Source organism: Cellulomonas edaphi, assembly GCF_030362815.1.
In the GTDB taxonomy this organism is placed as follows: domain Bacteria; phylum Actinomycetota; class Actinomycetes; order Actinomycetales; family Cellulomonadaceae; genus Cellulomonas; species Cellulomonas edaphi.
The window spans coordinates 715,482-742,322 of record NZ_JAUCGR010000001.1 but is presented as its reverse complement, the minus strand read 5'-3'; the positions used below and the strand labels follow the sequence as shown (position 1 = coordinate 742,322).

Sequence of the window (26,841 nt, the reverse complement as noted above, 5' to 3'; positions counted from 1 at the left end):
CGGTTACTTCTTCTTCGCCGTCGCCGCCTTCGCGCGGGCCGGCGCCTTGCGAGCCGGTGCCTTCTTCTTCGCCGGCGCCGACGCGCGCTTCTCCGCCAGCAGCTCGATGGCCTGCTCGGGCGTGATCGACTCCGGCGTGAGGTCGCGCGGAAGCGTCCGGTTGGTGGTGCCGTCGGTCACGTACGCGCCGAACCGGCCGTCCTTGACCACGATGGGCTTGCCCGACGTGGGGTCGTCGCCCAGCTCGCGCAGCGGCGGCGTGGCCGTGGCCCCGCGCCCGCGCTTCGGCTGCGCGTAGATCGCCAGCGCCTCCTCGAGCGTCGTCGTGAACAACGCCTCCTCCGAGGCGATGGTCCGCGAGTCGGTGCCCTTCTTGAGGTACGGCCCGTAGCGGCCGTTCTGCGCGGTGATCTCCGCACCCGACTCGGGGTCCACGCCCACCACGCGCGGCAGCGAGAGCAGCTTCAGCGCGTCGTCGAGCGTCAGGGTCTGCAGGCTCATCGACTTGAACAGCGAGCCCGTGCGCGGCTTGGGTGCCGCGGCGAGCGCACGCTTGCGGGCCGCGGCCGACAGGCCCTCCTCCAGCTCCGGCTCGGGCAGGATCTCGGTGACGTAGGGGCCGTACCGGCCGTTCTTCGCGACGATGGTCGTGCCCGTGACCGGGTCCTGGCCGAGCACCAGGTCGCCCTCGGGCTGGGTCTCGAGCAGCTCGCGCGCCCGGGCGGGCGTGAGCTCGTCGGGTGCCAGCTCGTCCGGGACCGACGCGCGCTTCGGGTTGCCGTCCTCGCCCAGGGGCGCGTTCGCGTCCTCGAGGTACGGGCCGTACCGGCCGACCCGCAGCGTGATGCCGTCACCGATCGGGATCGAGTTGACCTCGCGCGCGTCGATGTCGCCCAGGTTGGCCACCAGGTCGCGCAGGCCCTCGCCCTCCTCGCGTCCGCTGCCGTCGCCGAAGTAGAAGCGCGTCAGCCAGGCCACGCGGTCCTGGTCGCCCGCGGCGATGGCGTCGAGGTCCTGCTCCATCTCGGCCGTGAAGTCGTAGTCGACCAGCCAGTCGAAGTTCTCCTCGAGCAGCCGCGTCACCGCGAACGCGAGCCACGAGGGGACGAGCGCCTGACCGCGAGACGTGACGTAGCCGCGGTCCTGGATCACGGAGATGGTGGCGGCGTACGTGGACGGCCGGCCGATGCCGCGCTCCTCGAGCGCCTTGACGAGCGACGCCTCGGTGTAGCGCGGCGGCGGCGACGTGCGATGCCCGGCGGCGGCCAGGTCGGACGCCGTGAGCGGGTCACCCTCGGCCATCCGCGGCAGGCGCGCGTCGCCCTTCTCGGCGTCGGCCTCCACCTTCTCGTCGTCGCGCGACTCGTCGCGGCCCTCCTCGTACGCGGCCAGGAAGCCGCGGAACGTGATGACGGTGCCCGAGGCGGAGAACACGGCGTCCTGCCCCGTGCTCGCCACGGCGCCCAGCCGCACCGAGGCGGTCGAGCCGCGCGCGTCGCCCATCTGCGAGGCGACCGTACGCTTCCAGATCAGCTCGTAGAGCCGGAACTGGTCGCCCGACAGCTCCTTGGAGACCTGCGCCGGCGTGCGGAAGTGGTCGCCGGCGGGCCGGATGGCCTCGTGCGCCTCCTGCGCGCCCTTGGCCTTGCTCGCGTACGTGCGGGGGGCGTCCGGGACGTACTCGGGCCCGTACAGCTCGGCGGCCTGCCGACGCGCGGCGTCGATCGCCTGCGTCGAGAGCACCGGCGAGTCGGTACGCATGTAGGTGATGTAGCCGTTCTCGTACAGCGACTGCGCGGTGCGCATGGTCTGGCGCGAGGCCATGCGCAGCTTGCGCGAGGCCTCCTGCTGCAGCGTCGAGGTGGTGAACGGGGCCGCGGGGCGGCGCGTGTACGGCTTGGTCTCGAGCGAGCGGACCTCGAACGGGGCCTCGGCGAGGCCCGCCACGAGCGCGGTCGCGGTCTCCTCGGTGAGGTGCGTGGTGTCCGACGAGCGGAGCACGCCTCGGTCGTCGAAGTCCCTGCCGCTGGCCACGCGGCGCCCGTCGAGCGCCGTGAGCCGGGCGGGGAACACGGGCTCGCCCGCGTCGGCCACCGCGAACGTGCCGTTGACGTCCCAGTAGTCGGCCGCGACGAACGCCATGCGCTCACGCTCACGCTCGACCACGAGGCGCGTCGCCACGGACTGCACGCGGCCCGCCGACAGCCCCTGGCGGACCTTGCGCCACAGCACGGGGCTGACCTCGTACCCGTAGAGCCGGTCGAGGATGCGGCGGGTCTCCTGCGCGTCGACCATCCGGTCGTCGATCTCGCGGGTGTTCTCCAGCGCGCGCCCGATGGCCTCGCGGGTGATCTCGTGGAACACCATGCGCTTGACCGGGACCTTCGGCTTGAGCTCGGAGAGCAGGTGCCAGGCGATGGCCTCGCCCTCGCGGTCCTCATCGGTGGCGAGGTAGAGCTCGTCGGACTCCTTGAGCAGCTTCTTCAGCTCGCTGACCTTCTTGCGCTTGTCCGCGTCCACGACGTAGTACGGCGCGAAGCCGTTGTCCACGTCGACGGCGAACTTGCCGAAGGGGCCCTTCTTCATGTCCGCCGGCAGCTCCGACGGCTGGGGCAGGTCGCGGATGTGCCCGACGCTCGCCTCCACGTCGTACCCCTCGCCGAGGTATCCCGCGATCGTGCGCGCCTTGGCGGGCGACTCCACGATGACGAGCTTTCGCCCTGCTGACATGCGACGGCCTTCCCTACCGGTTCACGAGCCGGACGACTCGTGCGAACTCCACCGAGGCGGACTCTACGACCATCCGTCAGCCTCGTGGCAATCCTGATGCCGCCGCGTGACGGAGCGCGAGCATCACCGCGAACGCCAGGCACGCGGCCGAGGCGGTCCCCGCGGCACCGCCCAGGTAGGCCGTGAGCAGGTCGTCCCGGCCGCTCACGTCCGGCAGCCGCGACCACGTCGCCGACAGCGTGACGCCCGCGACCGCGCCGGCGACGAGGCCCACGGCGACGAGCGATGCCAGCGCGACCCGGGTGGCCCGCGGCACCGCGCCGCGGTCCCCGGGGAGGCCCCAGCGCGGCACCAGCACCGCGAAGGCGCACGTGGCGGCCGTCCACGCGAGCACGACGAGCACGGCGGCCACCACGTCGGACGGACGGTGCCAGCGGCCGATGAGGGTCGAGACGCCCGTCGCCGTCGTGTACGCGGCCCCCAGCACCGCCGCCCAGGGCCGCACGCGCGGCGAGACGACGAGCATGAGCACCACCGAGATCGAGGCGGCCGCGGTGGTGTGCCCCGAGGGCAGCGTGTTGCCGTACCCGCCGGGCACGCCCAGCTCGGGGCGCTCGAAGACGTACTCCTTGAGCACCCGGGTGGTCAGGTTGGCGCCGATCATCACGATGGCGGCCTGCACGGCCAGCTCCCAGCGGTGCCGGACGACAGCGATCACGACGGCCGCGAGCAGGACCACCGCGATGAGCCCGACCGACACCACGTCGAGCACCTTCTCGGCGACGCGCCACAGCTGGTTCTGCCCGTAGGTCGCGCCCTCGATGACCGCCTGGTCCACCGACTGGCCCGCCCAGGTGCCGACGAACACGCGCCACAGCACCCACACGCCCACCACCGACACCGCGGCCACGACGATCGAGACCGCGACCAGCGGGACGGGTCGGCGCGGGCTCACGCGGACCACGGTAGGTCACGCGGCGGCCGCGCTCGCCCCCGGCGGCGGTGCGCCGGGGGCGAGCTGCTCCGATCGGTCAGCGCAGCGCCAGCCGGTCCGGGACCGGCTGCGGGGTGAAGCCGGCGGCCGCGACCGTCTCGGGCTCGTGCCGGAGGCAGGCGACCGAGCGCCGATGGTCGTCGCCCGCGACGGCCGGGTGCACGAGCTCGGGCGTGATGTGCGCGCACGCGTCGAACACGAAGGCGCAGCGGTCGCGGAACGGGCAGCCCGTGGGCAGCTTGCGCATGTCCGGCGGCGAGCCCGGGATGCCGCCGAGCTCGCGGCGCTCGCCGCGCAGCGGCGGGAACGAGTGCAGCAGCCCGTCGGAGTACGGGTGCCGGGGACGCCGGTACACGTCCTGCGCCGAGGCGTCCTCGACGATCTCGCCCGCGTACATGATCGCGATGCGGTCCGCGATCTCGATGAGCAGCGAGACGTCGTGCGTGATGAAGATGACCGAGAACCCGAGCCGCTCGCGCAGCTCGGCGATCTGCTCCACGATCTGCCGCTGCATCACCACGTCGAGCGCCGTGGTGGGCTCGTCCATGATCAGCACCTGGGGGTCCAGCGCGAGCGCCATCGCGATCATCACGCGCTGGCGCATGCCGCCCGACAGCTGGTGCGGGTAGTCGCGCAGCCGGTCCGCCGAGATGCCGACCATCTCCAGCAGGTTGGCGCTCCGCTCGAGCGCCTCCTTCTTGGTGACCTGCGGCATGTGCGCCTGGATGCCGTCGGCGATCTGCCGACCGATCCGGAACACCGGGTTGAGCGAGTTCATGGCGCCCTGGAAGACGATCGCCAGGTCCTGCCACCGCGAGGCCCGCAGGTCCTTGTCGTTGAGCGCCAGGATGTCCGACCTGATGCCGTCCCGACCGGTGAAGATCACCTCGCCACCGGTGATGAGCCCGGGGGGCGGCAGCAGCCGGGTGGCGGCGTACGCGAGCGTCGACTTGCCGCAGCCCGACTCGCCCGCCAGGCCGAGCACCTCGCCGCGGTTGAGGGTCAGCGACACCTGGCGCAGCACGTGCGTCGGGTCGTCGTAGCCGTAGTCGACCGACAGGTTCTTGATCTCCAGCACCGGGTCGGTGCCGGACGCGGCCGCACGGGGGGTGCGGGACTCGGCCAGGGTGCTCATCCCCGGTCCTCCTTGGCCTCGTAGACCACCGGCGTGAAGCCGATGCGGGGGCGGATCTTGCGCTTGCGCAGCGACCGGGCGTTGAGGCCGGTGCTCCGCAGGCGGGGGTTGACGAACTCGTCGATGCCGAAGTTGATCAGGGTCAGCGCCATGCCCAGCAGGGCGATGCACAGACCGGCCGGCACGAACCACCACCAGGCGCCACGCTGCAGCGCGAGCTGCTGCTGGGCCCAGAACAGCACCGTCCCCCAGTTCCAGTCGCTCACGCTCGTGATGCCGATGAACGACAGCGTGATCTGCGAGAGGACGGCGAAGCCGACCGTGCCGACGAAGCCGGCGGCGATGATCGCGGTGAGGTTGGGCAGGATCTCCGCGGTGATGATGCGCCACGTCTTCTCGCCGTTGGCGCGCGCGGCCTCCACGAAGTCGCGCCGTCGCAGTGACAGCGTCTGCGCGCGCAGCACGCGCGCGCCCCACGCCCAGCCGGTCGCGGCGATGACGAGCGCCACGGTGAGACCGCCCGCGGACGGCAGCTGCCCGGCGATGATGATGATGAGCGGGAGCTGCGGGATCACGAGGAACACGTTGGACAGGGCCGACAGGCTCTCGTCGCCCCAGCCGCCGATGAAGCCGGCGGTCACGCCGATCAGCACGCCGATGGTGGTCGCCACGATGCCGGCCACGAAGCCGACCACCATGACGCCACGGGTGCCGACCACGATCTGGGAGAAGATGTCCTGCCCCACGTGGGTCGTCCCGAACAGGTGCGCCATCGAGGGCGGCTGCAGGATGTCCTTGCTGCGCGCGTTGGGGTCGTACGGCGCGATGTACGGGCCGATGATCGCGATGAGCGTGAAGAACCCGAGGATCACCAGGCCGGTGACGGCCTTGGCGTTGCGCATGAACAGGAACTTGCGGCGCCCCTGGTCGGGTGCGGTCGCGTCGGTCGCGAGGTCCACCGTGTCGTTGATGACGGTGTTGTCGACGGCGGTCATGTCAACCCTCCTGACGCGTGCGCGGGTCGAGCACGCCGTAGACGAAGTCGGCCAGGATGTTGGCGAGCAGCACCGCCAACGTGATCACCAGGAAGCACCCCTGCATGAGCGGGTAGTCCTTGGCGTTCACCGCGTTGAAGAGCATGAAGCCGATGCCCTGGTAGGAGAACACGATCTCCATGACCAGCGTCCCGCCGACGATGAAGCCGAGCGAGAGGGCGAAGCTCGAGATCTGCGGGAGGATCGCGTTGCGCGCGGCGTAGCCGAACAGCACCTTGCGCTCCGAGAGGCCCTTGGCCTGCGCGACGGTGACGTAGTCCTCGGACGAGACCGTGACCATCATGTTGCGCATGCCGAGGATCCAGCCGGCGATGGACGAGATGACGATCGTCAGCGCGGGCAGGGCGCCGTAGTAGATCACCGAGCCCACGAACTCCCACGACCAGTTGGGGGCCATGTTGCGGTCGTAGCTGCCGCTGGCCGGGAACCAGCCGAGGCCGACCGAGAAGATCGCGATGGACAGCAGCGCGAGCCAGAAGTACGGCACGGCCGAGAAGAACGTCGAGATGGGCAGCAGCGAGTCGGCCCAGGTGCCGCGGCGCCAGCCGATGCCGCTGCCGATCAGCGTGCCGATGACGAAGCTGATGATGGTCGCGATGCCGACGAGCCCGATGGTCCAGGGCAGCGCGTCCTTGATGACGTCCGTGACCGCGAACCCGGTGTAGCTGAACGAGACGCCGAGGTCGCCGTGCAGGAGCAGGCCGAGGTAGTCGACGTACTGCGACCAGAGCGAGGCGTCCGGGTCCAGGCCGAACAGCGCCTCGAGGGCGGGGATCGCGTCGGGGCTGATGGAGCCGCCGGCCGCCGCGATGGCCGCCTGCACCGGGTCACCGGGCATGACGCGCGGGATGAAGAAGTTGATGGTGATCGCGGCCCAGAGGGTGATCAGGTAGAAGATGATGCGCCGGACGAAGAACCTCATCGGCCCTCCTCCTCGGTGTCGGCGCCGCCGGTGACCGGCAGCAGGCTGATGTCGACCGGGGGGCGCTCGCCGAAGGCGTCGAGGACGGAGCCCAGCACCGGGCGGTCGGGACGGTCGGCGTAGCCCCAGCAGGCCGCCTCGCGCCCCTCGCCCACGGGCAGGAGCGGCGGGACCTCGGCGCGGCACACGTCGGTGGCGAACGGGCAGCGCGGGTTGAACCGGCAGCCGGACGGCGGGCGCACCAGGCTGGGCGCCTCGCCGCGGGCGCCGCGAGCACGGGCGTCGAGGTCGTCCGGGTCGGGGGCCGACCGCACGAGGAGCTGCGTGTAGGGGTGCTTGGGGTCCTGCGTCACGGACTCCGAGTCGCCGGTCTCGACGACGCGACCGGCGTACATGACCATCGTGGTGTCGGCGAAGTACCGGGCCGACGCGATGTCGTGCGTGATGTAGAGGATGGCGATCTGCAGCCGGTCCCGCAGGTCGCGCAGCAGGTTGAGGATGCCGAGGCGGATCGACACGTCGAGCATGGAGATCGGCTCGTCCGCGAGCAGCACCTCGGGGTCGGCGGCGAGCGCGCGGGCGATCGCGACGCGCTGCCGCTGCCCGCCGGACAGCTCGTGCGGGAACTTGTCGATGTACCGCTCGGGGGGCGTGAGCTGGACGCGCTGCAGCAGCGTGCTGAGCGCCGTCTCGAGCTCCTCGCCGCGGAGCCGTCCCTGGTGGATCTTCACACTCCGCGTCAGCGTGTAGCGCACGGTGTGGATGGGGTTCAGCGACCCGAACGGGTCCTGGAAGATCATCTGGACGCGGCGCACGTAGCGGCGGAACGCGCGACGGTTGCCCGCCGTGGCGTCCTCGCCGTGCAGCAGCAGCTGGCCGCCCGTCACGGGCATCAGCTGCGCCAGCAGGCGCGCGATCGTCGACTTGCCGGAGCCGGACTCGCCCACCAGGGCGACCACGCGGCCGCGGTGCAGCTCGAGGTTCACGTCGTCGACGGCGTGGACCACCTGCTTGGAACGGAAGCCGCGCACCGGGAAGTGCTTGCGCAGGTCCACCGCCGCGAGGACGGGGACTTCGTCGGACGGGGCCTTGCCGAGGCGGGACGCCGGTGGCAGGCCTGTGGGCTGTGCACTCATCAGATCACCTGGGGGGATTGGGCGGGGCGGCACGATGGTGCGGCGGGCGCGGGATCCGCGCCCGCCGCACCTCCATCGTCAGATCCTCATGCGAACCTGAGGATCAGTCCTCCGTCGGAACGAGCTTCGAGAGGATGAGCGCCGCCTGCGGACCCGTCGGCTGCGGGTTCGCGTACGGGTCCTCGTCCGTCGGGAACCCGGTGTAGTTGACCGTCGAGTACTGCGCGACGGCCGGACGCGACCAGATGACCAGGCCGGGGACGTCGTCGACGAAGTGCTTCTGCACGACCGCGAGGGCGTCGGTGCGCTGCTCCTCCGAGGAGCCGCTCTTGAAGTCGGCGAGGGCCTTCGTGACGTCGTCGTTCTTGTACCGGCCGAAGTTCCACGTGGCCGGCTTCTTGAGCGGGACGTACGAGGCCCCGTCCATGATGTTGGAGTACATGTTCCACGGCGTGCTGCCACCGTCGGTCCAGTGCAGCGACGCCTGGAAGTTGCCGAGCGGGATGATGTCGTTGAACCACGTGTCCTGGACGGCACCCTTGACATCGGCGGAGGCACCGAGCTTGACGGCACCCTCCTTGATGATCGCGAGAGCGTCGAGGTAGTCGGTCCAGCCGGTGGGGTTGGTCAGCGTGAAGGAGACCTTCTCGCCGTCGGGGTCGAGCAGCGCGCCCTTCGAGTCCCACGTGTAGCCGGCCGTCGTCAGGACCTGCTTGGCCCCGTCGACGTCGACCGACAGCTCCTTGCCCTGGTACTCGGGCGAGATGAACGGGTCGCCCGTGCCCGGCGGCAGGCCGGTCACGCTCTTGATCTCGGGCCACACGCCGTAGCCGGCGGTCGCCGAGATGTCCGTGCGGTCGACGACCATGTTGAGCGCCTTGCGGAACGCCACGTCGTTGAACGGCTTGGTCTCGTTGTTCAGGTAGAGCACGTCGACGCCGAAGCCACCGCCCGCGACCTGGTGGTAGTGGTCGGGGTCCTTGGCGATGAAGGTGTTCTCGAAGTCGGGGATGAACACCCAGCCCCACTGCGCCTCACCGGTGGTGAGGGCGGTGGTCAGACCGTTGTTGTCGTTGAACGTGTCGTAGCGCAGGCCACCGACGAGGGGCTTGGTGCCCCAGTAGTCGGCGTTGGGCTCGAGCGAGACCGACTGCGGCGTGAACTGCTTGAGCTTGAAGGGGCCGGTCCCGATCATCTCGGGGTCGGTCCACGTCACGGGGTCCTGGCCCTCCCACAGGTGCTTGGGGACGATCAGGAGCTTGAGCAGCTTGGCCTGGTTGACGTACTGGCCGGTGGTGAAGCTCACCGTGACCTTGTTGCCCTCGACCGCGATGTCCTTGTACTGGTCGGGGAAGTCGGTGTTCAGCTCCTTGTGGTCCTTGCGGAGCTGGATCGAGTACGCGATGTCCTCGGCGGTGAACGGCGTGCCGTCCGACCACTTCACACCGTCGCGAGCCGTGATGACGGCCTCGGTCGAGTCGGCGTTCCACTCGACGGACTGGGCGAGCCAGGGCGTCGGGGGGTCGGTCGGCTTGAGCTCGTTGACCTGCATCAGGGACTCGTAGACCGCGAAGGCGTAGCCGAGCGACAGGGAGGCCGAGCCCGGGGCCAGGGGGTTCTGGTTCGGCTTCTGCTGAGCGTTCGGCATGCCGATGGTGAGGATCTTGTCGGACGCCTTGGGCGTGCCCGAGCCGTTGGACGCGGTGCTGGCCGGGTCCTTCGGGTCGTCGTTGCTCTTGTTGTCGGACGTGCATGCCGTAGCGAGCAGGGCGATCGTTGCCACACCGGCCACGATGCCTGCGAGCTTGTGCTTTCTCACGAGTGCCTCCTTGCACTTTCGGGGAAACTGCGGGGACTGCGGGACATGTCGGGAACTGCATCGACGTGACTGCGGATCACGTCGAGGGAGGGGTGGTGCAGGACTAGCTGTCCGGGTCCGCCGGGAGCGAGCCGGGGTGGCTCACCTCGACGGTATGACGCAGGTCGCTCACCGAGCGGCCGACGCGGATCCGGTACGGGCCGGGCGGGATGACCCAGCCGGACCGTGCCGTGTCCCAGGTCCGGAACGCCTGCGCGTCCACCCGGACAGGGACGGTCGTGCGCTCGCCAGGCTCGGCGTGCACGACAGCGAACCCGCCGAGCCAGCGCACCGGGCGGTCGCCCGAGGGCGCCTCCGGGGGCTCGACGTAGACCTGGACGACCTCGCGACCCGCGCGGCGGCCGGTGTTGCAGACGGAGACCTGCACCGTGACGCTGCCGTCGTCGGCGAGCGCGGCCGCGGCGTCCTCGTGCTCCCACGTGGTCCAGCCGAGCCCGTGCCCGAACGGCGCGGCGGGCGTGCGGCCCAGCCGGAGCCACGAGCGGTACCCCACGTGCACGCCCTCGTGGTAGTCGATCACGCCGTCCACCGGCACCGCGTGCGGCACGGGCACGTCGGTCTCGTCGGCGGGCAGCGTCCAGGGGAGCCGGCCGGAGGGCTCGGTGCGTCCCGCGAGCACGTCCGCGAGCGCCTCGGGCCACTCCTGGCCACCGAGCCAGGCCCACAGCACGCACGGCACCTCGTCGAGCCACGGCAGGAGGACCGGCGCGCCCGCGTTGACCACGACGATGGTGCGGGGGTTGGCGGCCAGGACCGCCTTGACCATCTGGTCCTGCGTGCCGGGCAGGGCCAGGGACGTCCGGTCGTAGCCCTCGGACTCGATCTCCTCGTTGGTCCCGACGACGACGACGGCCAGGTCGGCCGCCTCGGCGGCCTCCACGGCCGCGGTCAGCAGCTCGTCGGGCGACGTGCCCGGCGTCCGGTGGACCAGCTCGGCACGGGCGAACGAGGCGTACCCCACCGGGTGGACCGCCTGCACGAGGGCGTCGACGACGACCGTGGTGGGCTCGTCGACGTCGATGGACAGGATCGCGGGGGCGGGCGCGTTGACGCTCGAGTCCAGGATCACCTCGGCACCCACCACGGTGTCGCCCGTGGAGAGCACGACCCCGCCGACCTCGATGCGGTGGCGCCCGACGGTGCCGACGCCCACCTCGTGGTGGCCCGGCTCGTCGAGGGCGACCGTGGTGCGGATGCGGACCGAGGCGGCGTGCTCGGCGGGCTCGCGGAGCCAGCCGTGCCACGCGGTCACGACGCGCGAGTCGATGACCGAGCCGTCGGCGTCCAGCACCTCGACCAGCGCACCGACCTCGCCCTGCGGCGTCCGGCAGCGGCCCGCGAGGTCGAGCTGCGGGGGCAGCATGCGGGACACGGCACCGGCGTGCACGGACACGTCGGCGCCGAACGCCTCGGCGAGCGCGTCGGCCGGCGTCGAGGTGCGGTCCGGGCGGACGTACGCGGAGCCGCCGCCCTGCACGAAAGGCGAGACGGCGTTGGGGCCGATGAGGGCGATGCGGGTGACGGCCTCGGTGGCGAGCGGCAGCGCGTGCTCGTCGTCGCGCAGGACGACCATGGAGCGGGACACCAGGCGCCGCAGCACCGCGGGGACGTCGACCGCGAAGACCTCGTCGCGCAGGGCCCCGGCCGGCTCGTGCCCGGCGAGCGCGCCCACACGCTGCGCGAGCAGCAGCAGGCGGTCCACCTTCTCGTCGACGAGCGCCTCGTCCACGGCGCCCGAGCGCACGGCCTCGAGCAGCCCGTCGCCCCACACGCCGTCCGGCCCCGGCATCTGCAGGTCCAGGCCGCCCTCGAGCGCCGCACCCACCGACTTGGTGGCGACCCAGTCGCTCACCACGACGCCGTCGAAGCCCCACTCGTCCTTGAGCACGCCGGTCAGCAGGGGCCGGTGCTCGAGGACCGGCGCGGCCGTCGTGCCGTCGTCGATGCCCGAGTACGCGCCCATCACGGACCAGGCCTGCGCCTCGTGCACCAGCCGCTCGAACGGCGCGAGGTACACCTCGCGCAGCGTCTTCTCGTCCACGCGCGCCAGGTAGGAGGTGCGCTCGGTCTCGGAGTCGTTCGCCACGAAGTGCTTGACGCACATGCCGACACCGCGCTCCTGCGCCGCGCGCACCACGTGGACCGCGATCTCGCCGGTCAGGACCGGGTCCTCCGAGTAGCACTCGAAGTGGCGGCCGCCGACCGGCGTGCGCTGCAGGTTGACCTGCGGCGCGAGCACCACGTCGACGCCATGCCGGCGGGCCTCCGACGCGAACAGCGCGCCCACCTCGTCGGCCAGGTCGGCGTCCCACGTCGCGGCGAGCGCGCTCGGGGCGGGGAACGAGGCCGAGGTCTCGGACACGTCCTCGGAGACGCCGCGCACGCCGGCGGGACCGTCGGAGACGAACACGGAGCGGAGGCCGATGTGCGGGATCGCCGTGGTGTCCCACAACCCGGCACCGACCAGGAGGCGGACCTTCTCCTCGAGCGTGAGCTGCGCACGCAGCTCCGCGAGGGGAGTCGCCGGCCGGTCGGCCGTGGGCTGAGTAGCTGTGTCGAGAGACACGGAGTGGTGCTCCATCCGGGACGTCGTTGTCATCTGGCGATATGTAAGCACATCTTGCTGACTTGTCAGTAAGGCGTTCGGTCACAGTATGGTTGCAGTCATGGACGACGACGTACCAAGGGTGCCCGCGGGCACGAACCGCCGATCCCCGGTGCGCAACCCGCGCAAGGGCACGGCGGAGCGACGCGCTGAGATCCTCCGCGCCGCCGCCCACACCTTCGGGTCGAAGGGCTACAAGAACGGCTCGCTGGCAGACGTCGCCGAGCAGGTGGGCATCACCCACGCGGGCGTGCTGCACCACTTCGGCACCAAGGAGCAGCTCCTCATCGAGGTGCTCGAGTACCGCGACCTCGAGGACGTGCGCGACCTCGAGGGGCAGCACATCCCCGACGGGATGGAGCTGTTCCAGCACCTGGTGCGGACCGCGCGGCACAACGTCGAGCGCCGCGGCATCGTGCAGGGGTACACCGTCCTGACCGGCGAGTCCGTCACCGAGGACCACCCCGCACGGAACTGGGTCACGCACCGCTTCAGCGTGCTGCGCGGCGAGATCGCGCGCGCGATCCAGGAGATCGCCGAGCAGCCCATCAGCGACGAGCAGGCGCTGCGCGCCGCCAACGCGATCATCGGCGTCATGGACGGGCTGCAGATCCAGTGGCTGCTGGACGGCACCGTGGACCTGGCCGAGTCGACGGCGTTCGCCATCGAGGCGATCCTGTCGGCCGTGCTTCACCCCGCGGGGGTCACGCGCCTGCCGGGCTAGCCTCTCAGGAAGCTCACAGGTCCAGCACAGGGGTTCGGCAGCGACGCGTCGGAGGCTGCTCCCATGACGATCACGACAGGCAACCGACCCCAGGCCCTCACGCGTGCCGACGGCTCGCCCGTCCGCGCGCTCGTGGTCGACGACGAGCCCACCCTCGCGGAGCTCCTGTCCACCGCGCTGCGCTACGAGGGCTGGCAGGTGGAGCACGCCCTGTCCGGGCAGGCGGCGATCAAGCAGGTCAAGGCGACCGACCCCGACGTCATCGTCCTCGACGTCATGCTGCCGGACCTGTCCGGCCTGGAGGTGCTGCGCCGCGTCCGCGCCACGCACCCCGACGTGCCCGTCCTGTTCCTCACGGCGCGGGACGCGGTCGAGGACCGCATCGCCGGGCTGACAGCGGGCGGGGACGACTACGTGACCAAGCCGTTCAGCCTCGAGGAGGTCGTCGCCCGGCTGCGCGCGCTGCTGCGTCGCACCGGCGCCACGACGGCCCGCGAGGACGCTGTGCTGGTGGTCGGCGACCTGGTGCTCGACGAGGACAGCCACGAGGTGTCGCGCGGCGGGGACGACGTCCGGCTGACCGCCACCGAGTTCGAGCTGCTGCGCTACTTCATGCGCAACCCGCGGCGGGTGCTCTCCAAGGCGCAGATCCTCGACCGCGTGTGGCAGTACGACTTCGGCGGTCAGGCCAACATCGTCGAGCTGTACGTCTCCTACCTGCGTCGCAAGATCGACAAGGGCCGTGAGCCGATGCTGCACACGCTGCGCGGCGTCGGGTACGTGCTCAAGCCCGCGTGATGCGCACGCCGTCGCGCTGGACCCTGCGCCGGCGGCTCGTCGTCGTCCTGGTGTCCCTCGTTGCCGTGGTCGCGCTCGGCATGGGCGCCGTCTCCGCCCTCGCCCTGCGCGGGTCGCTGGTGCGGCAGGTGGACGACCAGCTGCACGCCGCGAACCAGCGCGCCGTCAACGCGCCCGCGTGGGCGCGCGACCCGAGCACCGACGGCCCTGGCGCCATCGACCGCCCGAGCCCCGGCAACCGGGTGCCCGGCCAGGCCGCCGGCACCATCAACCTGTTCCGGCAGGGCGACGAGGACGCCGTGCGCGCCGACTACATCGACGAGTCGGGCGAGCGCCAGTACCTCGACGACGCCCAGGTGGACACCCTGCTCGCCGTGCCCAGCGACGGCGAGGTCCACCCGGTGGACCTGGACCCGCTCGGTCACTACCGCGCCATCTCGACCACCACGTCCAGCGGCGCGACCGCCGTGACGGCGCTGCCCACCGCGGCGGTGACCAGCACGGTCACCCGCTTCGTCGTCGTGGAGCTGGTGGTCGGCGTCCTCGCCCTCCTGGCGGCCGCCGCCCTTGGCCTGCTGCTGGTGCGGCGCGAGCTGCGGCCGCTGGACCGGATGGCCGCGACCGCGACGCGCGTGAGCAAGCTCCCGCTGGACCGCGGCGAGGTGGTGCTCGCGGAGCGCGTGGCCGAGCGCGACACGGACCCCGCCACCGAGGTCGGCCAGGTGGGCTCGGCGCTCAACGAGCTCCTCGGTCACGTGGCCGAGGCGCTGACGGCCCGGCACGAGTCCGAGTCGCAGGTGCGCCAGTTCGTGGCCGACGCGAGCCACGAGCTGCGCACGCCGCTGGCCTCGATCCGCGGCTACGCCGAGCTGGTGCGCCGCTCGCCCGAGGTGCTGCCCGACGGTGCGGTCACCGCGATGGGCCGCATCGAGTCCGAGGCCGCGCGCATGACGGCCCTCGTCGAGGACATGCTGCTGCTGGCGCGCCTCGACGCGGGGCGCACGCTCGAGGCCGCGCCCGTCGACCTCGGCATGCTCGCGATCGACGCCGTGGGCGACGCGCACGCGGCGGGTCCGGACCACGAATGGCTGCTGGACCTTCCGGAGGTGGACGAGGACGACGACGGGCCGCTCGTGCTCGGCGACGAGCACCGGCTGCGGCAGGTGTTCGCGAACCTGCTCACCAACGCGCGCCTGCACACGCCCGCCGGCACCACCGTCACCGTGCAGGTGCGCAGTGTCGGCACGGACGTCGAGGTGCGGGTGACGGACGACGGACCCGGCATCCCCGACGAGCTGCGCGACTCCCTGTTCCAGCGCTTCACGCGCGGCGACGAGTCCCGCACGCGCGGCACGGGATCCACGGGCCTGGGGCTGGCTATCGTCGACGCCGTGGTGGGCGCGCACGACGGCCGCATCACCGCGGGAGCCGGACCGCGCGGCGGGACGACGTTCACGGTGCGCCTGCCCGCGGCTGCGCGCACGTGAGCAACCGGTCGGTCAGAGCGGGTACGCGTTGTAGGCGTTGACGACGTCCTCGACCGCCGTCACCAGACGGAACACCGAGGTGCGGTTGGTCCACACCGCGACGCCGGTGCCGTCGCCCCGGTCCTGGATCACGAAGGTGCCGACCTTCGTGCCGCCTGCGCTGACCTCGCCCGCGGCCGGCAGCCCGGCGTCGGCGTCGACCGTGCCGTCGCCGTCCAGCAGGGTCTTCGCGAACGCGGTCGCCTCCTTGGCCGTCGGGAACTGCCCGGCGTCGACGACGAGCGTGCCCGTGCCACCGTCGGAGTAGGTGTCGGTCACGGCCTCGACCGCGCCGGCCTTGGCCCACGCAGCAGCCGGCTTCTCCCCCGTGAACGCGTACTGGAGCACGCTCGCGGGCAGCGCCGCGGTGAACGCCGTGGGGTCCTTGCGCTGGGCGGGTGTGACGGTCGGCGTGGGGACTGGTCCCACGATGGTCGGCGTCGCGACGGGCGTGCCCGCCGGGTCGGCGTCGCCGCCCCGAGAGACGACGACCGCGACCACGATCCCGGCGACGACGACCACCGCGGCCACGACGGCGGCCGGGACCAGCCAGGCGGGGCGGTTCCTGCTCGTCGCGCCAGTGCCGTCGGGCGCGGCCGGCTCCGGTCCGTCCGCGTCCGGTCCGGGCCGCACGGGTCCCCCGGTGTCGCTCATCGCTGTCCCCCTCGTCGTGACGTCCGGTGCCGGACGCCCGCAGCCTATCCAGGGCCCGAGCCCGCCCTCCTCAGGCGCCCAGATCGCGTCGGCGGAAGCCGGCCAGCCCGCCGAGCGCGAGCACGAGGGCGACGAGCGTGCACGCCACCACGGGTGCCCAGCTCATCGGTTCCGCGGGAAGGGCGGGCAGGTACGTGAAGGGCGACGCGACGTCCGCCCCGTCGGGGAGCAGCTCGCCGAACATCGCCATCACGCCGACGTAGGCGACGTAGGCCCACACCAGCGGGAACGCGCGCGGAGCGCACCCGAGCACCAGCACGGCGAAGGCCAGCACGCACAGCACCCCCGGGACGGTCACGGCCGTCGCACCCACCAGGGTCGCCACCTGGCTGTCGTCGTCCAGGCTCGCCGCAGCCGTCAGACCCATCACCACGCCGGCCACCAGCAGCATCGTCACGGCCGCACCCAGCGCGAGCCCCAGCTGTGCGCCCAGCCAGCGCGTGCGGGACAGCGGCAGCGCCAGCAACGTCTCCGCCCGGCCGGAGGTCTCCTCGTGGCGGGCCGCACCGACCGCCGTGGTGACGTACGCGGACGCCAGCACCGCCAGGAAGACGCTGTAGAGCGCGAAGGCGGCGGCCGTCGCACCGCCCACGCCCCCGGGGTAGAGGTCGGCGAACGCGGGCTGCTCGGCCACGAAGTCGACCAGCTGCGCCGCGAGCACACCCACCAGCAGGCCGGACAGCACGATGGCCGCGCCCCACGACCAGATCGCGGTGCGCTGACGCCTCCACGTCAGCCCGACGACGCCGCCGACCCGGCCGTGCTCGCGCCCCGGCCGGTCGGGCAGGAGGCCCGTGCCGAGGTCGCGCCGACCCGCGAGCGCGAACGCGACGGCGATGCTCACGGCGGTGGCCGCGAGGCCGAGCAGCAGCGGCCACCACCGGTCGACGGTGTAGGGCGCGGTGGCCTGCGACCAGCCGAACGGCGACAGCCAGGACCACACGCTCGTGCTTCGGGGGCCTTGGACGTCACCGACCGCCCGCAGCACGAAGGCAGCTCCGACGGCAGCCATCCCCAGCGACGACGCGGTGCGTGCGTGGGTCGAGAGCTGGGACGCGACAGCGGACGCCCCGGCCAGCACGAGCGCGACGACGACGACCGAGGCGCACATGAGGGCCGACCCGGCCGGGTCGAGCGACGTGGTGAGCAGGCCGACGAAGGTGAGACCACCGACCGCCAGCACCGCCGCGGCCGCCGCCACGAGCCCCGCGACGACCGGCGCCGCAGACCCGACGGGCTGCGACCGCACCAGCTCCAGGCGGCCGTCCTCCTCGGGGGCGCGCAGGTGCCGCGTGACCGCCAGGACGGCCATGATCGCGACGGGCAGCATGATCCACAGCGCGAGCTCGTTGGCCGTCATCGCGCCGATCGTGTAGTCGTCGAGCCCGTACCCGGGGCCGGCGAGGGCCGTCGCGGCGGGTGACGCGATGAGCTCGGCGCGCGCGGCCCGCGACTCCGGCGAGGTGTAGACCGTCTCGAGCGCCTGCACCGAGACGACGCTCAGCCAGGCGACCGCCACGGCCCACACCGCGATGCGCCAGCGGTCCGCCCGCAGTGCCAGCCGCACCAGGCCGCGCGTCCCCGCGAGCGGGTCCGACGTGCGCTCGGCGACCGCCGTCACTGCTCCGCCTTCATGGTGGCGAGCTCCTCGCCGTACTGCCGCAGGAAGAGGTCCTCGAGCGTGGGCGGGTGCGCGACCAGGGAGTGCACGCCGTGCGCCGGCAGTGTCGCGAGCACGCCGTCGAGCGCGTCCGCATCGACGTCGAACGTCACGTGGCCGTCGTCCTGACGCGCGTGGTGGACCCCGGCGCGCGTGCTCAGCGCCGCGAGCGCCCCGTCGGGGTCCCGGACGCCGACGGTCACCGAGGTGCGCGTCAGCGAGCGGAGCTCCTCGAGCGACCCGCTCTGCACGGCCCTGCCCGCGCGGATGATCGTGACGCGCCGGGCCAGCGCCTCGACCTCGGCCAGGATGTGGCTGGACAGCAGCACCGTGCGCCCGTCGGCCGCGGCCTCCCGCACCACCTCCTGGAACAGCGCCTCCATGAGCGGGTCGAGGCCGCTGGTGGGCTCGTCCATGAGCAGCAGCTCGACGTCCGCCGCCAGCGCGGCGACGAGCGCGACCTTCTGCCGGTTGCCCTTGGAGTAGGCGCGCCCCTTGACCTTGGTGTCCAGCTCGAACCGGTCGACGAGGTCGGCCCGGCGTCGAGGGTCGAGGCCGCCGCGCAGCCTGCCCAGCAGGTCGATCGACTCCCCGCCGGACAACGTCGGCCACAGCGTCACGTCCCCGGGCACGTACGCGAGCCGGCGGTGCAGGGCCACGGCATCGCGCCACGGGTCGCCACCCAGCAGCGTGACCTCTCCGGCGTCGGCCTTGAGCAGGCCCAGCAGCACCCGGATGGTGGTCGACTTCCCGGCGCCGTTGGGCCCCAGGAAGCCGTGCACCTCGCCGCTCGCCACCTGCAGGTCGAAGCCGTCCAGCGCGCGCTTGGGGCCGAACGTCTTGACGAGCCCGGTGGCACGGATGGCGTCGGTCATGGCTCGTCCTTCGGGTCGGCGCGCAGCAGGCAACCCCTCCACCCAACACCTGCGCGGACTCGCCGGCCAAGGACTCGCCGATCCCGGCGTTCGAGCGGCTCGTGGCATCCTGTGGTGCGCCGCGACCTCGGGGGTCGCACCGGGTCGGATGAGGAGACGGATGACCGACGCCATCGACGCGCGGTGGGACGCACGGACGCGCGCGACGCTCTTCCCGTCTCTCGGCTTCTACGGGGCCAAGGTCGTGGACCGCGTCGAGGTCGCCCTCCCGCCCGACCTCGTCGCCCTGCGGCTGCAGCTGCCGCGCACACCGCAGGAGAGCCTGTCGGTCCGGCTCATCGAGCTCGCGCGCGGCAACGCGCTCGTGAAGGTGCCCGCGTCGGCCATCGTGGCGACGGCCAGCTCGATCGCCAAGACCCGCCCGCAGGACCCCGCCGCCCCGCTGACCGGGGGGACCCCGCTGACCACCCGCAAGCAGGCCGGGCCGTGGTGGCAGGTGAGGTTCGTGGAGCCCGTCGGCGCCACCTCGCTGCGCCTGTACAACCGCCGCGACGGAGCCGGCCGGCGCAGCCGGTCCATGGTGGTCAAGGCGCGGGTGGGGTCCCCGGACGCGCCGTGGACCACGCTGTGGGACCTGCAGGACGACGACCTGGCCGCGGCGGTCGCGGTCGTCGAGCGGCTCGTCGGGCTGCGGCTTCGCCCTCCGCGGTGGCGGCGGGCGCAGTGGGCGCAGCGCACGCGCGCGGCCGTCCTGGCCCACCTGGTCGATGCCGCCGGGTCCGGGAGCATCGGCACCACGAGCCGCGAGGACCTGCGCCTGCTCTTCGCGCTCGTGCCGAGCAGCCCGCGCCCCGACGCACCCGGCCTCACCGAGGCGGAGTCGCACCTGCTCGCAGCCCTGCTGGTGGCGCAGCGGGTGGCCGTCCCCCGCACCGCCACCAGCATCCGCTCGTTCGGCGACGTGCTCCCCGACCGGGCGGCCCTGCGCAGGCTCACCGACGACGTGAACCGGTTCGCCGCGTGCGCGGGCCTGGGGCCGCACGCGATCACGCGCCACGGGGTGTCCGAGCTGGGCGCCCTGCAGACCGACGCGGACGGGCACCTCGACCTGGTCGAGCGCCTCTCGACCGAGTTCGCCGAGCTGGGCCACCCGCTGGTCCTGGCCTACGGCACGTTGCTGGGTGCGGTGCGCGAGGGCGACTTCCTCAAGCACGACGACGACATCGACATGCTGTTCCGCCTCGACGCCACCGACGCGGCGGCGGCCAAGCCCGCGCTCGACGCGCTCAAGTCCCAGCTGCGCAGCCGGGGCTACGGCATCTGGAGCAACCCGACGGGACTCAACTTCCACGTCATCGAGCGCGCCACGAAGCGGCACGTCGACGTCTTCCCCTATCTGGTGGACGGCGAGCTCGCGACGCTGCACATGACGTCGATGCGGCTCGAGACGATGGCCCTCGACGTCCTCGAGCCGCACGGGCGCCGTGAGCTGCGCGGCCGGGACGTGCCCGTGCCGCACCGGCCGGAGGCCTTCCTCGAGGAGCGGTACGGCAGCGGCTGGGGCGTGGAGGATCCGTACCACGACTGGACCTGGCCGCTGTCGTCCTGACTGCGGGACGCGTCACGTCGTGCGGGTGGCGGGCCCGCCTGACGGGGTGTGTCGGTGCGGGCGGCTACGGTCCGTGGCATGAGCACCACCGCGACCCGCCGCGCCGAGAAGGCGGCCCGCCCCGGCTTCCGCTGCACCGAGTGCGGCTGGACCTCCGCGAAGTGGGCGGGTCGGTGCGGCGAGTGCCAGGCGTGGGGGTCCGTCCTCGAGGACACCGGCCCCGGCGGCGGCGCACCGCGCACGGTGGCGACCGCGCCCACGCGCGCGCCGGCGCGGCCGATCAGCGAGATCTCCGTGGAGTCGGCGCACGCACGGCCCACCGGGGTCGACGAGCTGGACCGCGTGCTCGGCGGCGGCCTGGTGCCGGGCGCCGTGGTGCTGCTGGCCGGGGAGCCGGGCGTCGGCAAGTCGACCCTGCTGCTCGACGTCGCCGCACGGGCAGCCCGAGGCGGCCGGCGCGTGCTGTACGTGACCGGCGAGGAGTCCGTCGCGCAGGTCCGGCTGCGAGCCGGTCGCATCGACGCGCTCGACCCGAACCTGCTGCTCGCCGACGAGACCGACCTGGCCACGGTCCTGGGCCACATCGAGCAGGTGGACCCCGACCTCTTCGTGCTCGACTCCGTCCAGACCATCGCGTCGGCGGCCGTCGAGGGCACGGCGGGCGGCGTCGCGCAGGTCCGCGAGGTCAGCGCCGCGGTGATCCAGGCGGCCAAGTCGCGGGACCTTCCGGTGGTGCTCGTCGGCCACGTCACCAAGGACGGCTCCGTGGCCGGGCCGCGCACGCTCGAGCACCTCGTCGACGTGGTCTGCCAGTTCGAGGGCGACCGCCACTCGCGGCTGCGGATGCTGCGCGCCACCAAGAACCGCTACGGCCCCACCGACGAGGTGGGCTGCTTCGACCTCTCGGAGCAGGGCATCGTGGGCCTCGCCGACCCCTCGGGCCTGTTCATGTCCCAGGCGCACAGCCCCGTGCCGGGCACGTGCCTCACGGTGACGCTCGAGGGCCGGCGCCCGCTCGCCACGGAGATCCAAGCGCTGGTCGCCCCGTCCCAGGTCCCGAACCCGCGGCGCACGACCAGCGGGATCGACTCCTCCCGCCTCGCCATGGTGCTCGCCGTGCTGCAGCGCCGCCTGGGCGCGCGACTGGCCGACCAGGACGTCTACCTCTCGACGGTGGGCGGCGCGCGGGTCGTCGAGCCCGCCGCGGACCTCGCACTCGCCCTCGCCGCGGTCGGGTCGCGCGAGAACACCTCGCTCCCGCGCGGACTCGTGGCGATCGGCGAGGTCGGACTCGCCGGGGAGATCCGCAACGTCACGGGTGTCGGCCGCCGCCTGGCGGAGGCCGCCCGGCTCGGCTTCACCCGCGCGATCGTGCCGCACGCCTCGGTCGCCGGGCTGGCCGTCCCGACCGGCATGACCGTGCTGGGCGCCTCCGACCTGGCGCAGGCCGTGCAGGTGGCGAGCATGACCGACAACGTGGTTCCGCTCCGGCGGGACTGAGCTGTCTCAGCCGAGCGCGGCGATCTCGTACGCGTCGCCGTACACGTGCCAGCGCAGCGGCGGATCCAGCTCCAGGTTCCCCGCGTCGAGGAACACGCGCTGCGCGTCGTCCACCCGGGAGGTGTCCGAGTGCGCCTCCTCCTTGTTCATCTCGACCACCCGCTCGTCGAGGAACGCGGCGAGGTAGGCCGTCTCGTCGCCGCCGGCAGCCGGGGTCGCGGCCTCAACCAGCGCGCGGGAGCGCACGCCCTGCATGCCGTCGAACCCGTGCATCACCGCGGCGTCGTAGTACGCGAACTGCCCGAGCGCGCCCAGTCCGTCCGCCTTCGCGAGCGCCACGGCCGGGTCGAAGTAGACGGTGTCGCGCTCGCGGTCCTGCGCCGCCTGGAAGACGGGATCGTCGGCGGCCTGCTTCCAGGCGGGGACGAAGCCCGGGTCGAGTCCCTCGTGGGAGTCGCTGCCGTCGACGGCGCGCAGCGCGGGCAGGTACGGCGCGAGCGGGTTGTCGGGCGAGGTCGCGGTGTACGCCCCGACGAGCTCGAGCATGTCCGAGGTGCCGGAGCAGAAGCCGACGATGCCCGCGGTGTAGCCACGGCCGTCGCCGATGTCCTCGATGTAGCCGTACTGCGCCCTCCAGTCCAGCGACGAGTTCTCGGCGCTCGACACGAGCTCCATCGCCAGCTCCTTGTGGCCCGGCTCGTCCAGGCCCACGCGCGCCGGGGGTGCAGTCGCCACTGCGGAGGGCGTCGATGCGGGCGGCTCGGCGGTGGTCGGCGTGCTCACGGTCGACGACGGACCGGCGGAGGGCGTCGACGTGCAGCCCGCGCACGCCAGAGCGATCGCGATCGGCACCGCGACGAGCGGTCGTGCGGGCACGGCGGGCCTCCTCGGTGCGGGCGGGCTCAGGTGGCGAGCGCGGCGTGGGCGCCGACGGTCGAGCGGACGCGCTGCTCGGCGGCGGTGCCCGCTCCCGCCGCCTCGACCACCAGCAGAGCAGCACCGAGCACGGGGCGCTCGGTGACGAACGACAGCACGGCACGCGGTGCGGCCGCGACGATCCGCGAGCGGATGCCGTCGGTGAGGATCGCGTCGCGCGCCGCCATGACCCCGCCCCCGAGCACCACGGGGACGTCGGAGTCCATCAGGTCGAGCCGGGCCAGGGCGGCGAGCGCCAACGCGGCGATCTCGTCGGCCTGGCGCTCCACCACAGACCGGGCCACCGCATCGCCCGCGGCCGAGGCGGCGAGCAGCACGGGCGCAAGGAGGGTGTAGGCCCGGTCCGAGAGCCTGCCGAAGTGCAGGTCCTCGATGACGGCGAGCATGTCGGTCCGGTCGAGCGCGGACGGGACGAGCGCCGTGAGCGAGGTCGTCGGGCCGCGCCCGTCGAGAGCGCGGGCCGCGTGCCAGACGGCCTGCTCCCCCAGCTCCCAGCCGCCGCCCCAGTCGCCCGAGATGCGGCCGAGGGCGGGGAAGCGGGCCGTGGCACCGTCGGCTCGTCGGCCCACGCAGTTGATGCCCGTCCCGCACACCACCGCGACGCCCTCGTCGGCCTGCGTGCCCGCCCTGAGCAGGGCGAACGTGTCGTTGTCCACCACCGCCGCGTCGCGCGGGAACCACGGCAGGGCGGCGAGGGCGGCGGTGAAGGTCGCGATCTCCACGGGCAGGTCGAGGCCCGACAGGTACACCCCGGCGCGGACCACCCTCGCCCCCGGCACCTCGTCGAGGACGGTCGTCACGAGCGCGTCGACCACCGCGAGCGCCGGGTCTACGCCGATGACCTGCGGGCACGAGCCGCCGCCGCGGGCATGGGCGAGCACCGTGCCGTCGAGCCCGATCGCGAGCACGTCGGTCTTCGAGCCGCCGCCGTCGACGGCGAGCAGCACCTCGGTCATCGGGCCCAGGCCAGGTGGTCGCGGTTGGCGTCGAGGAGCAGGTCCGTCAGGCGAGCGGCCCTCTCGTGCTGACCCACGAGGGGGTGCGCGAGCAGGGCGCGCTCGACCCGCGACCGTCCTCCCTGCAGCGCCGCGTCGAGCGCGAGCCGCTCGTAGTCGGCGACGTGCGCGACGAGTCCCGCGGCAGGCGAGGCCAGCGGGGCGGCGGGCAGCGGAGCGACGCCGTCGGCGCCCACCACGGCGGGCACCTCGACGACGTGGTCGTCGGGCAGGAACGGCAGCACGCCGTCGTTGCGCACGTTGACCACCTGCACGTCGCCGCGGTCGGCGGTGAGCGAGGCGAGCAGGTCCACCGCCGCCTCGGAGTAGAACGCGCCGCCGCGGCGGGACAGCGCCTCGGGCTTGGTGACCACTCCGGGGTCGGCGTACTGCGCGAGCAGCTCCGCCTCGACGTCCATGACGGCCTGCGCGCGACTCTGCCCGCCCGCGAGCTGCTCGGCGAGCACCTCGTCGTGCGCGTAGTAGTAGCGCAGGTAGTACGACGGGACGCAGCCCAGCAGGTCGAGCAGCTCGGGCGCGAGCTCGACCTCCTCGGCCAGCTCCTTGCGGTGGGCCGCCAGAAGCCCGGGCAGGCGGTCCACACCGTCCGCCACGGCCCCGCGCTCCCAGGTCAGGTGGTTGAGCCCCACATGGTCGAGCTGCACCGACGCCGGCGCGACCCCCAGCAGCGCGGCGAACCTCCGCTGGAAGCCGATCGCGACGTTGCACAGCCCGACGGCCCGGTGCCCCTCGTTCAGCAGCGCGCGGGTCACGATCCCCACGGGGTTGGTGAAGTCGACGATCCACGCGCCCGGTGCCGCGTGCCGCCGTACCTGCTCGGCGACCGAGAGGACCACCGGCACCGTCCGCAGCGCCTTCGCGAGCCCTCCGGGTCCGGTGGTCTCCTGACCGAGGCAGCCGCAGGCGTGCGGGAAGGTCTCGTCGGAGTGCCGCGCCGCCTGGCCCCCGATCCGCAGCTGCAGGAGGACGGCCGACGAGTCGGACACGCCCGCCGCCACGTCGGACGTCGTGGTGACGCGCACGTCGTACCCGGCGTGCGCGAACATGCGCCGCGACACCCCGGAGACGAGCTCCAACCGGGACGCGTCCGGGTCCACCAGGCACAGCTCGGTGAGCGGCAGCAGCTCGCGCAGCCGCGCGAAGCCGTCCACCAGCTCGGGCGTGTACGTCGATCCCCCGCCGACGACGGTGAGCTTCATCCCTTCACTCCTGTCAGGGTCACGCCGCGCACGAACGACCGCTGCGCGAGCAGGAAGACGAGCACCACCGGGACCATCGCGATCAGGGTCGCGGCCATGGTCAGGTTCCAGTCCACCGAGCGGGAGCTGCGGAACTGCGCCAGGGCGTACGAGACCGGCCAGGCGTTCTCGTTCTCGGAGGTGTAGAGCAGCGGCCCGTAGTAGTCGTTCCACGATGCGAAGAACAGGAAGATCGACGTCGCCGCGATGCCGGGCCGGGCCATCGGCAGCACCACCTTCCACAGCGTGCGGACCTCGCCGCAGCCGTCGATCCGCGCCGCCTCGGTGTACTCGCGCGGGATGGTCAGGAAGAACTGGCGCAGCAGGAAGATCGAGAACGCGTCACCCAGCAGGTTGGGCAGGATCAGCGGCCACAGGCTCCCGGTGAGCCCGAGGTTCGACCACATGACGTACAGCGGCACCGACGTGACCTGGGGCGGCAGGAGCATCGCGCCGATGATCGCGAACATGAAGAACCGCGATCCGCGGAACTGGATGCGCGCGAGCGCGTACGCCGCGGGGACCGACGAGAGCAGCATGAACAGCGTCGCCGCGCCCGCGTAGAGGAACGAGTTGCCGAAGTACTTGAGCATCGGCAGCTTGTCGAAGACCTGGGCGAAGTTGTCCCAGTGCCACGACGTGGGCCACGCGAACGCCGTCCCGGCCTGCTCCGGCGACATCACGGCCGTGAGCAGCACGAACACGAACGGCGCGAGGAAGATGACGGCCAGGGCGATGAGCAGTGCGTGGTCCGCGATGAACACCAGCGGCGTGCGCCTGCGCAGGCTCGCGCCGTCGACGTTGGGACGCGAGGCACGCACGCGGGACGCCGGTCGGGTCAGGGTGGGCGCGCTCAACTGGCCACCTCCGGGGTGAACGAGGAGAAGCGGCGCAGCAGGACGGCGGTGGTGACGCCCGCGACGAGGAACAGCACGACCGCCATCGCCGAGGCGTACCCGAACAGGTTGGCGCCGAACGCCTTGGAGTACAGGAGCTGGCCGTACGTGAGGGTCGAGCCATCGGGCCAGCCGAGCAGCTGGCTCGTGCCCGCCCCGACGGAGGACTTGCCCATGGCGGTCGCGGACGCCACGGCCGGTTCGGTGAAGTACTGCAGCGCCGCGATGACTCCCGTGATCAGCGCGAACAGCAGGACCGGCGCCATGTTCGGCAGGGTGATGTGCCGGAACCGCTGCACCCCGTTGGCGCCGTCGAGCTCGGCCGCCTCGTACTGCTCGGTGGGCACGTCGAGCAGCGCGGCGAGGAAGATCACCATGATGTCGCCGAGCACCCAGAGCCCGAGCATGACGAGCGCGGGCTTCGACCACGAGGGGTCGGTGAACCAGCCCGGTCCCTCGATGCCGACCGCCGCGAGCGCCCGGTTCACCGGGCCCGTCGCGGGGTTGAGCAGGAAGACGAAGGCGATGGTGGAGGCCACCGGCGGCACGAGCGCCGGAAGGTAGTAGACGGTGCGCAGCGCGCCCGACGAGCGGCGGGCGCGAGTGAGCGCCCACGCGACGAGCATGGCCCCGGCGATCCGCACCGGCACGAGGATCGCGACGAACCACAACGTGTTCAGCGCGGCCTGGCCGATGAGCGGGTCCCCGCCGAACAGGAACTTCCAGTTCGCGAAGTTGTTCCACCGTGGCGGGTTCGACAGGTCGAACGCCGTGAACGAGTAGACGACGGTCATGATCAGCGGGAAGACGAAGAAGATGACCATGCCGAGCAACGACGGTGCGAGGAACGTGTACGCCGTCAGCGTGCGACGGCGGCGGATCGCCGAGGCCAT

Annotated in this window: 21 protein-coding genes; 5 read left to right on the top strand and 16 right to left on the bottom strand. The window is 72.6% G+C overall.

Annotated elements, in window-relative coordinates; genetic code table 11:
* Positions 1-3: 3 nt before the first annotated feature.
* The 8 genes from topA to QRT05_RS03440 form a co-directional block, all read right to left on the bottom strand.
* Positions 4-2,730 (bottom strand): type I DNA topoisomerase, encoded by a 2,727-nt coding sequence (gene topA, locus QRT05_RS03475; RefSeq protein WP_289445299.1) that lies wholly within the window; start codon positions 2,728-2,730, stop codon positions 4-6.
* A gap of 76 nt (positions 2,731-2,806) precedes the next feature.
* Complete coding sequence (locus tag QRT05_RS03470) at positions 2,807-3,685, bottom strand: phosphatase PAP2 family protein (protein WP_289445297.1); 879 nt, start codon at positions 3,683-3,685, stop codon at positions 2,807-2,809.
* A gap of 76 nt (positions 3,686-3,761) precedes the next feature.
* The gene (locus QRT05_RS03465) at positions 3,762-4,859 is read right to left on the bottom strand and encodes an ABC transporter ATP-binding protein (protein WP_289445295.1); all 1,098 of its coding nucleotides are present in this window, start codon (positions 4,857-4,859) and stop codon (positions 3,762-3,764) included.
* Complete coding sequence (locus tag QRT05_RS03460) at positions 4,856-5,854, bottom strand: ABC transporter permease (protein ID WP_289445293.1); 999 nt, start codon at positions 5,852-5,854, stop codon at positions 4,856-4,858. Before QRT05_RS03460 ends, QRT05_RS03465 begins: the two co-directional genes overlap by 4 nt.
* A 1-nt stretch (position 5,855) precedes the next feature.
* Positions 5,856-6,836 carry an ABC transporter permease gene (locus tag QRT05_RS03455; protein WP_289445291.1) on the bottom strand — a complete coding sequence of 327 codons (981 nt, stop codon included), beginning with the start codon at positions 6,834-6,836 and terminating at the stop codon, positions 5,856-5,858.
* The gene (locus tag QRT05_RS03450) at positions 6,833-7,972 is read right to left on the bottom strand and encodes an ABC transporter ATP-binding protein (protein WP_289445289.1); all 1,140 of its coding nucleotides are present in this window, start codon (positions 7,970-7,972) and stop codon (positions 6,833-6,835) included. The genes QRT05_RS03455 and QRT05_RS03450 overlap by 4 nt, the downstream gene beginning before the upstream one ends.
* Before the next feature lie 103 nt (positions 7,973-8,075).
* Positions 8,076-9,791 carry an ABC transporter substrate-binding protein gene (locus QRT05_RS03445; RefSeq protein WP_289445287.1) on the bottom strand — a complete coding sequence of 572 codons (1,716 nt, stop codon included), beginning with the start codon at positions 9,789-9,791 and terminating at the stop codon, positions 8,076-8,078.
* A gap of 103 nt (positions 9,792-9,894) precedes the next feature.
* A complete protein-coding gene (locus tag QRT05_RS03440; protein ID WP_289445285.1) occupies positions 9,895-12,450 on the bottom strand; it encodes a beta-d-glucosidase in 2,556 nt (851 codons plus the stop codon).
* A 67-nt stretch (positions 12,451-12,517) separates the two neighbouring features.
* Between QRT05_RS03440 and QRT05_RS03435 the strand changes: the two genes are divergently transcribed.
* From QRT05_RS03435 to QRT05_RS03425, 3 genes are all read left to right on the top strand, one after another.
* Positions 12,518-13,180 (top strand): TetR/AcrR family transcriptional regulator, encoded by a 663-nt coding sequence (locus tag QRT05_RS03435; RefSeq protein WP_289445283.1) that lies wholly within the window; start codon positions 12,518-12,520, stop codon positions 13,178-13,180.
* A 63-nt stretch (positions 13,181-13,243) separates the two neighbouring features.
* Complete coding sequence (locus QRT05_RS03430; protein ID WP_289445282.1) at positions 13,244-13,978, top strand: response regulator transcription factor; 735 nt, start codon at positions 13,244-13,246, stop codon at positions 13,976-13,978.
* Positions 13,978-15,465: a sensor histidine kinase gene (locus QRT05_RS03425; protein ID WP_289446107.1), complete on the top strand. Its 1,488-nt coding sequence runs from the start codon at positions 13,978-13,980 to the stop codon at positions 15,463-15,465. Before QRT05_RS03430 ends, QRT05_RS03425 begins: the two co-directional genes overlap by 1 nt.
* 12 nt (positions 15,466-15,477) lie before the next feature.
* Here QRT05_RS03425 and QRT05_RS03420 read toward each other — a convergent pair whose 3' ends face one another.
* The 3 genes from QRT05_RS03420 to QRT05_RS03410 all read right to left on the bottom strand — a co-directional run bounded on the left by QRT05_RS03420 (position 15,478) and on the right by QRT05_RS03410 (position 18,753).
* A complete protein-coding gene (locus QRT05_RS03420; protein ID WP_289445280.1) occupies positions 15,478-16,158 on the bottom strand; it encodes a hypothetical protein in 681 nt (226 codons plus the stop codon).
* A 70-nt stretch (positions 16,159-16,228) separates the two neighbouring features.
* The gene (locus QRT05_RS03415) at positions 16,229-17,839 is read right to left on the bottom strand and encodes an ABC transporter permease (protein ID WP_289445278.1); all 1,611 of its coding nucleotides are present in this window, start codon (positions 17,837-17,839) and stop codon (positions 16,229-16,231) included.
* The gene (locus QRT05_RS03410) at positions 17,836-18,753 is read right to left on the bottom strand and encodes an ABC transporter ATP-binding protein (RefSeq protein WP_289445276.1); all 918 of its coding nucleotides are present in this window, start codon (positions 18,751-18,753) and stop codon (positions 17,836-17,838) included. Before QRT05_RS03410 ends, QRT05_RS03415 begins: the two co-directional genes overlap by 4 nt.
* A gap of 160 nt (positions 18,754-18,913) precedes the next feature.
* On the opposite strand from QRT05_RS03410, the gene QRT05_RS03405 reads away from it, so the two are divergent.
* A complete protein-coding gene (locus tag QRT05_RS03405) occupies positions 18,914-20,362 on the top strand; it encodes a LicD family protein (RefSeq protein ID WP_289445274.1) in 1,449 nt (482 codons plus the stop codon).
* Between the two features lie 78 nt (positions 20,363-20,440).
* Entirely contained in the window at positions 20,441-21,862 is a 1,422-nt protein-coding gene (radA, locus tag QRT05_RS03400) for a DNA repair protein RadA (protein ID WP_289445272.1), read from the top strand.
* A gap of 6 nt (positions 21,863-21,868) precedes the next feature.
* Here radA and QRT05_RS03395 read toward each other — a convergent pair whose 3' ends face one another.
* Genes QRT05_RS03395 through QRT05_RS03375 form a run of 5 tightly spaced genes read right to left on the bottom strand, consistent with a single transcriptional unit; the run spans position 21,869 to position 26,841 of the window.
* Positions 21,869-22,738, bottom strand: a complete 870-nt coding sequence (locus QRT05_RS03395) for a chitosanase (RefSeq protein ID WP_289445270.1) — start codon at positions 22,736-22,738, stop codon at positions 21,869-21,871.
* A gap of 26 nt (positions 22,739-22,764) precedes the next feature.
* Positions 22,765-23,754 (bottom strand): N-acetylglucosamine kinase, encoded by a 990-nt coding sequence (locus QRT05_RS03390; RefSeq protein WP_289445268.1) that lies wholly within the window; start codon positions 23,752-23,754, stop codon positions 22,765-22,767.
* Complete coding sequence (locus QRT05_RS03385; RefSeq protein WP_289445266.1) at positions 23,751-25,013, bottom strand: 6-phospho-beta-glucosidase; 1,263 nt, start codon at positions 25,011-25,013, stop codon at positions 23,751-23,753. Before QRT05_RS03385 ends, QRT05_RS03390 begins: the two co-directional genes overlap by 4 nt.
* Positions 25,010-25,909, bottom strand: coding sequence for a carbohydrate ABC transporter permease (locus QRT05_RS03380; protein WP_289445264.1), 900 nt, complete (start codon positions 25,907-25,909; stop codon positions 25,010-25,012). The genes QRT05_RS03385 and QRT05_RS03380 overlap by 4 nt, the downstream gene beginning before the upstream one ends.
* Positions 25,906-26,841: a carbohydrate ABC transporter permease gene (locus QRT05_RS03375; RefSeq protein ID WP_289445262.1), complete on the bottom strand. Its 936-nt coding sequence runs from the start codon at positions 26,839-26,841 to the stop codon at positions 25,906-25,908. Before QRT05_RS03375 ends, QRT05_RS03380 begins: the two co-directional genes overlap by 4 nt.

What these genes read in the sequence shown, in the direction of transcription:
- topA (WP_289445299.1), bottom strand. Translation starts at nt 2,730, where the DNA reads ATGTCAGCAGGGCGAAAGCTCGTCATCGTGGAGTCGCCCGCCAAGGCG.
- QRT05_RS03465 (WP_289445295.1), bottom strand. Translation starts at nt 4,859, where the DNA reads ATGAGCACCCTGGCCGAGTCCCGCACCCCCCGTGCGGCCGCGTCCGGC.
- QRT05_RS03460 (WP_289445293.1), bottom strand. Translation starts at nt 5,854, where the DNA reads ATGACCGCCGTCGACAACACCGTCATCAACGACACGGTGGACCTCGCG.
- QRT05_RS03455 (WP_289445291.1), bottom strand. Translation starts at nt 6,836, where the DNA reads ATGAGGTTCTTCGTCCGGCGCATCATCTTCTACCTGATCACCCTCTGG.
- QRT05_RS03450 (WP_289445289.1), bottom strand. Translation starts at nt 7,972, where the DNA reads ATGAGTGCACAGCCCACAGGCCTGCCACCGGCGTCCCGCCTCGGCAAG.
- QRT05_RS03440 (WP_289445285.1), bottom strand. Translation starts at nt 12,450, where the DNA reads ATGACAACGACGTCCCGGATGGAGCACCACTCCGTGTCTCTCGACACA.
- QRT05_RS03435 (WP_289445283.1), top strand. Translation starts at nt 12,518, where the DNA reads ATGGACGACGACGTACCAAGGGTGCCCGCGGGCACGAACCGCCGATCC.
- QRT05_RS03430 (WP_289445282.1), top strand. Translation starts at nt 13,244, where the DNA reads ATGACGATCACGACAGGCAACCGACCCCAGGCCCTCACGCGTGCCGAC.
- QRT05_RS03425 (WP_289446107.1), top strand. Translation starts at nt 13,978, where the DNA reads ATGCGCACGCCGTCGCGCTGGACCCTGCGCCGGCGGCTCGTCGTCGTC.
- QRT05_RS03420 (WP_289445280.1), bottom strand. Translation starts at nt 16,158, where the DNA reads ATGAGCGACACCGGGGGACCCGTGCGGCCCGGACCGGACGCGGACGGA.
- QRT05_RS03410 (WP_289445276.1), bottom strand. Translation starts at nt 18,753, where the DNA reads ATGACCGACGCCATCCGTGCCACCGGGCTCGTCAAGACGTTCGGCCCC.
- QRT05_RS03405 (WP_289445274.1), top strand. Translation starts at nt 18,914, where the DNA reads ATGACCGACGCCATCGACGCGCGGTGGGACGCACGGACGCGCGCGACG.
- radA (WP_289445272.1), top strand. Translation starts at nt 20,441, where the DNA reads ATGAGCACCACCGCGACCCGCCGCGCCGAGAAGGCGGCCCGCCCCGGC.
- QRT05_RS03390 (WP_289445268.1), bottom strand. Translation starts at nt 23,754, where the DNA reads ATGACCGAGGTGCTGCTCGCCGTCGACGGCGGCGGCTCGAAGACCGAC.
- QRT05_RS03385 (WP_289445266.1), bottom strand. Translation starts at nt 25,013, where the DNA reads ATGAAGCTCACCGTCGTCGGCGGGGGATCGACGTACACGCCCGAGCTG.
- QRT05_RS03375 (WP_289445262.1), bottom strand. Translation starts at nt 26,841, where the DNA reads ATGGCCTCGGCGATCCGCCGCCGTCGCACGCTGACGGCGTACACGTTC.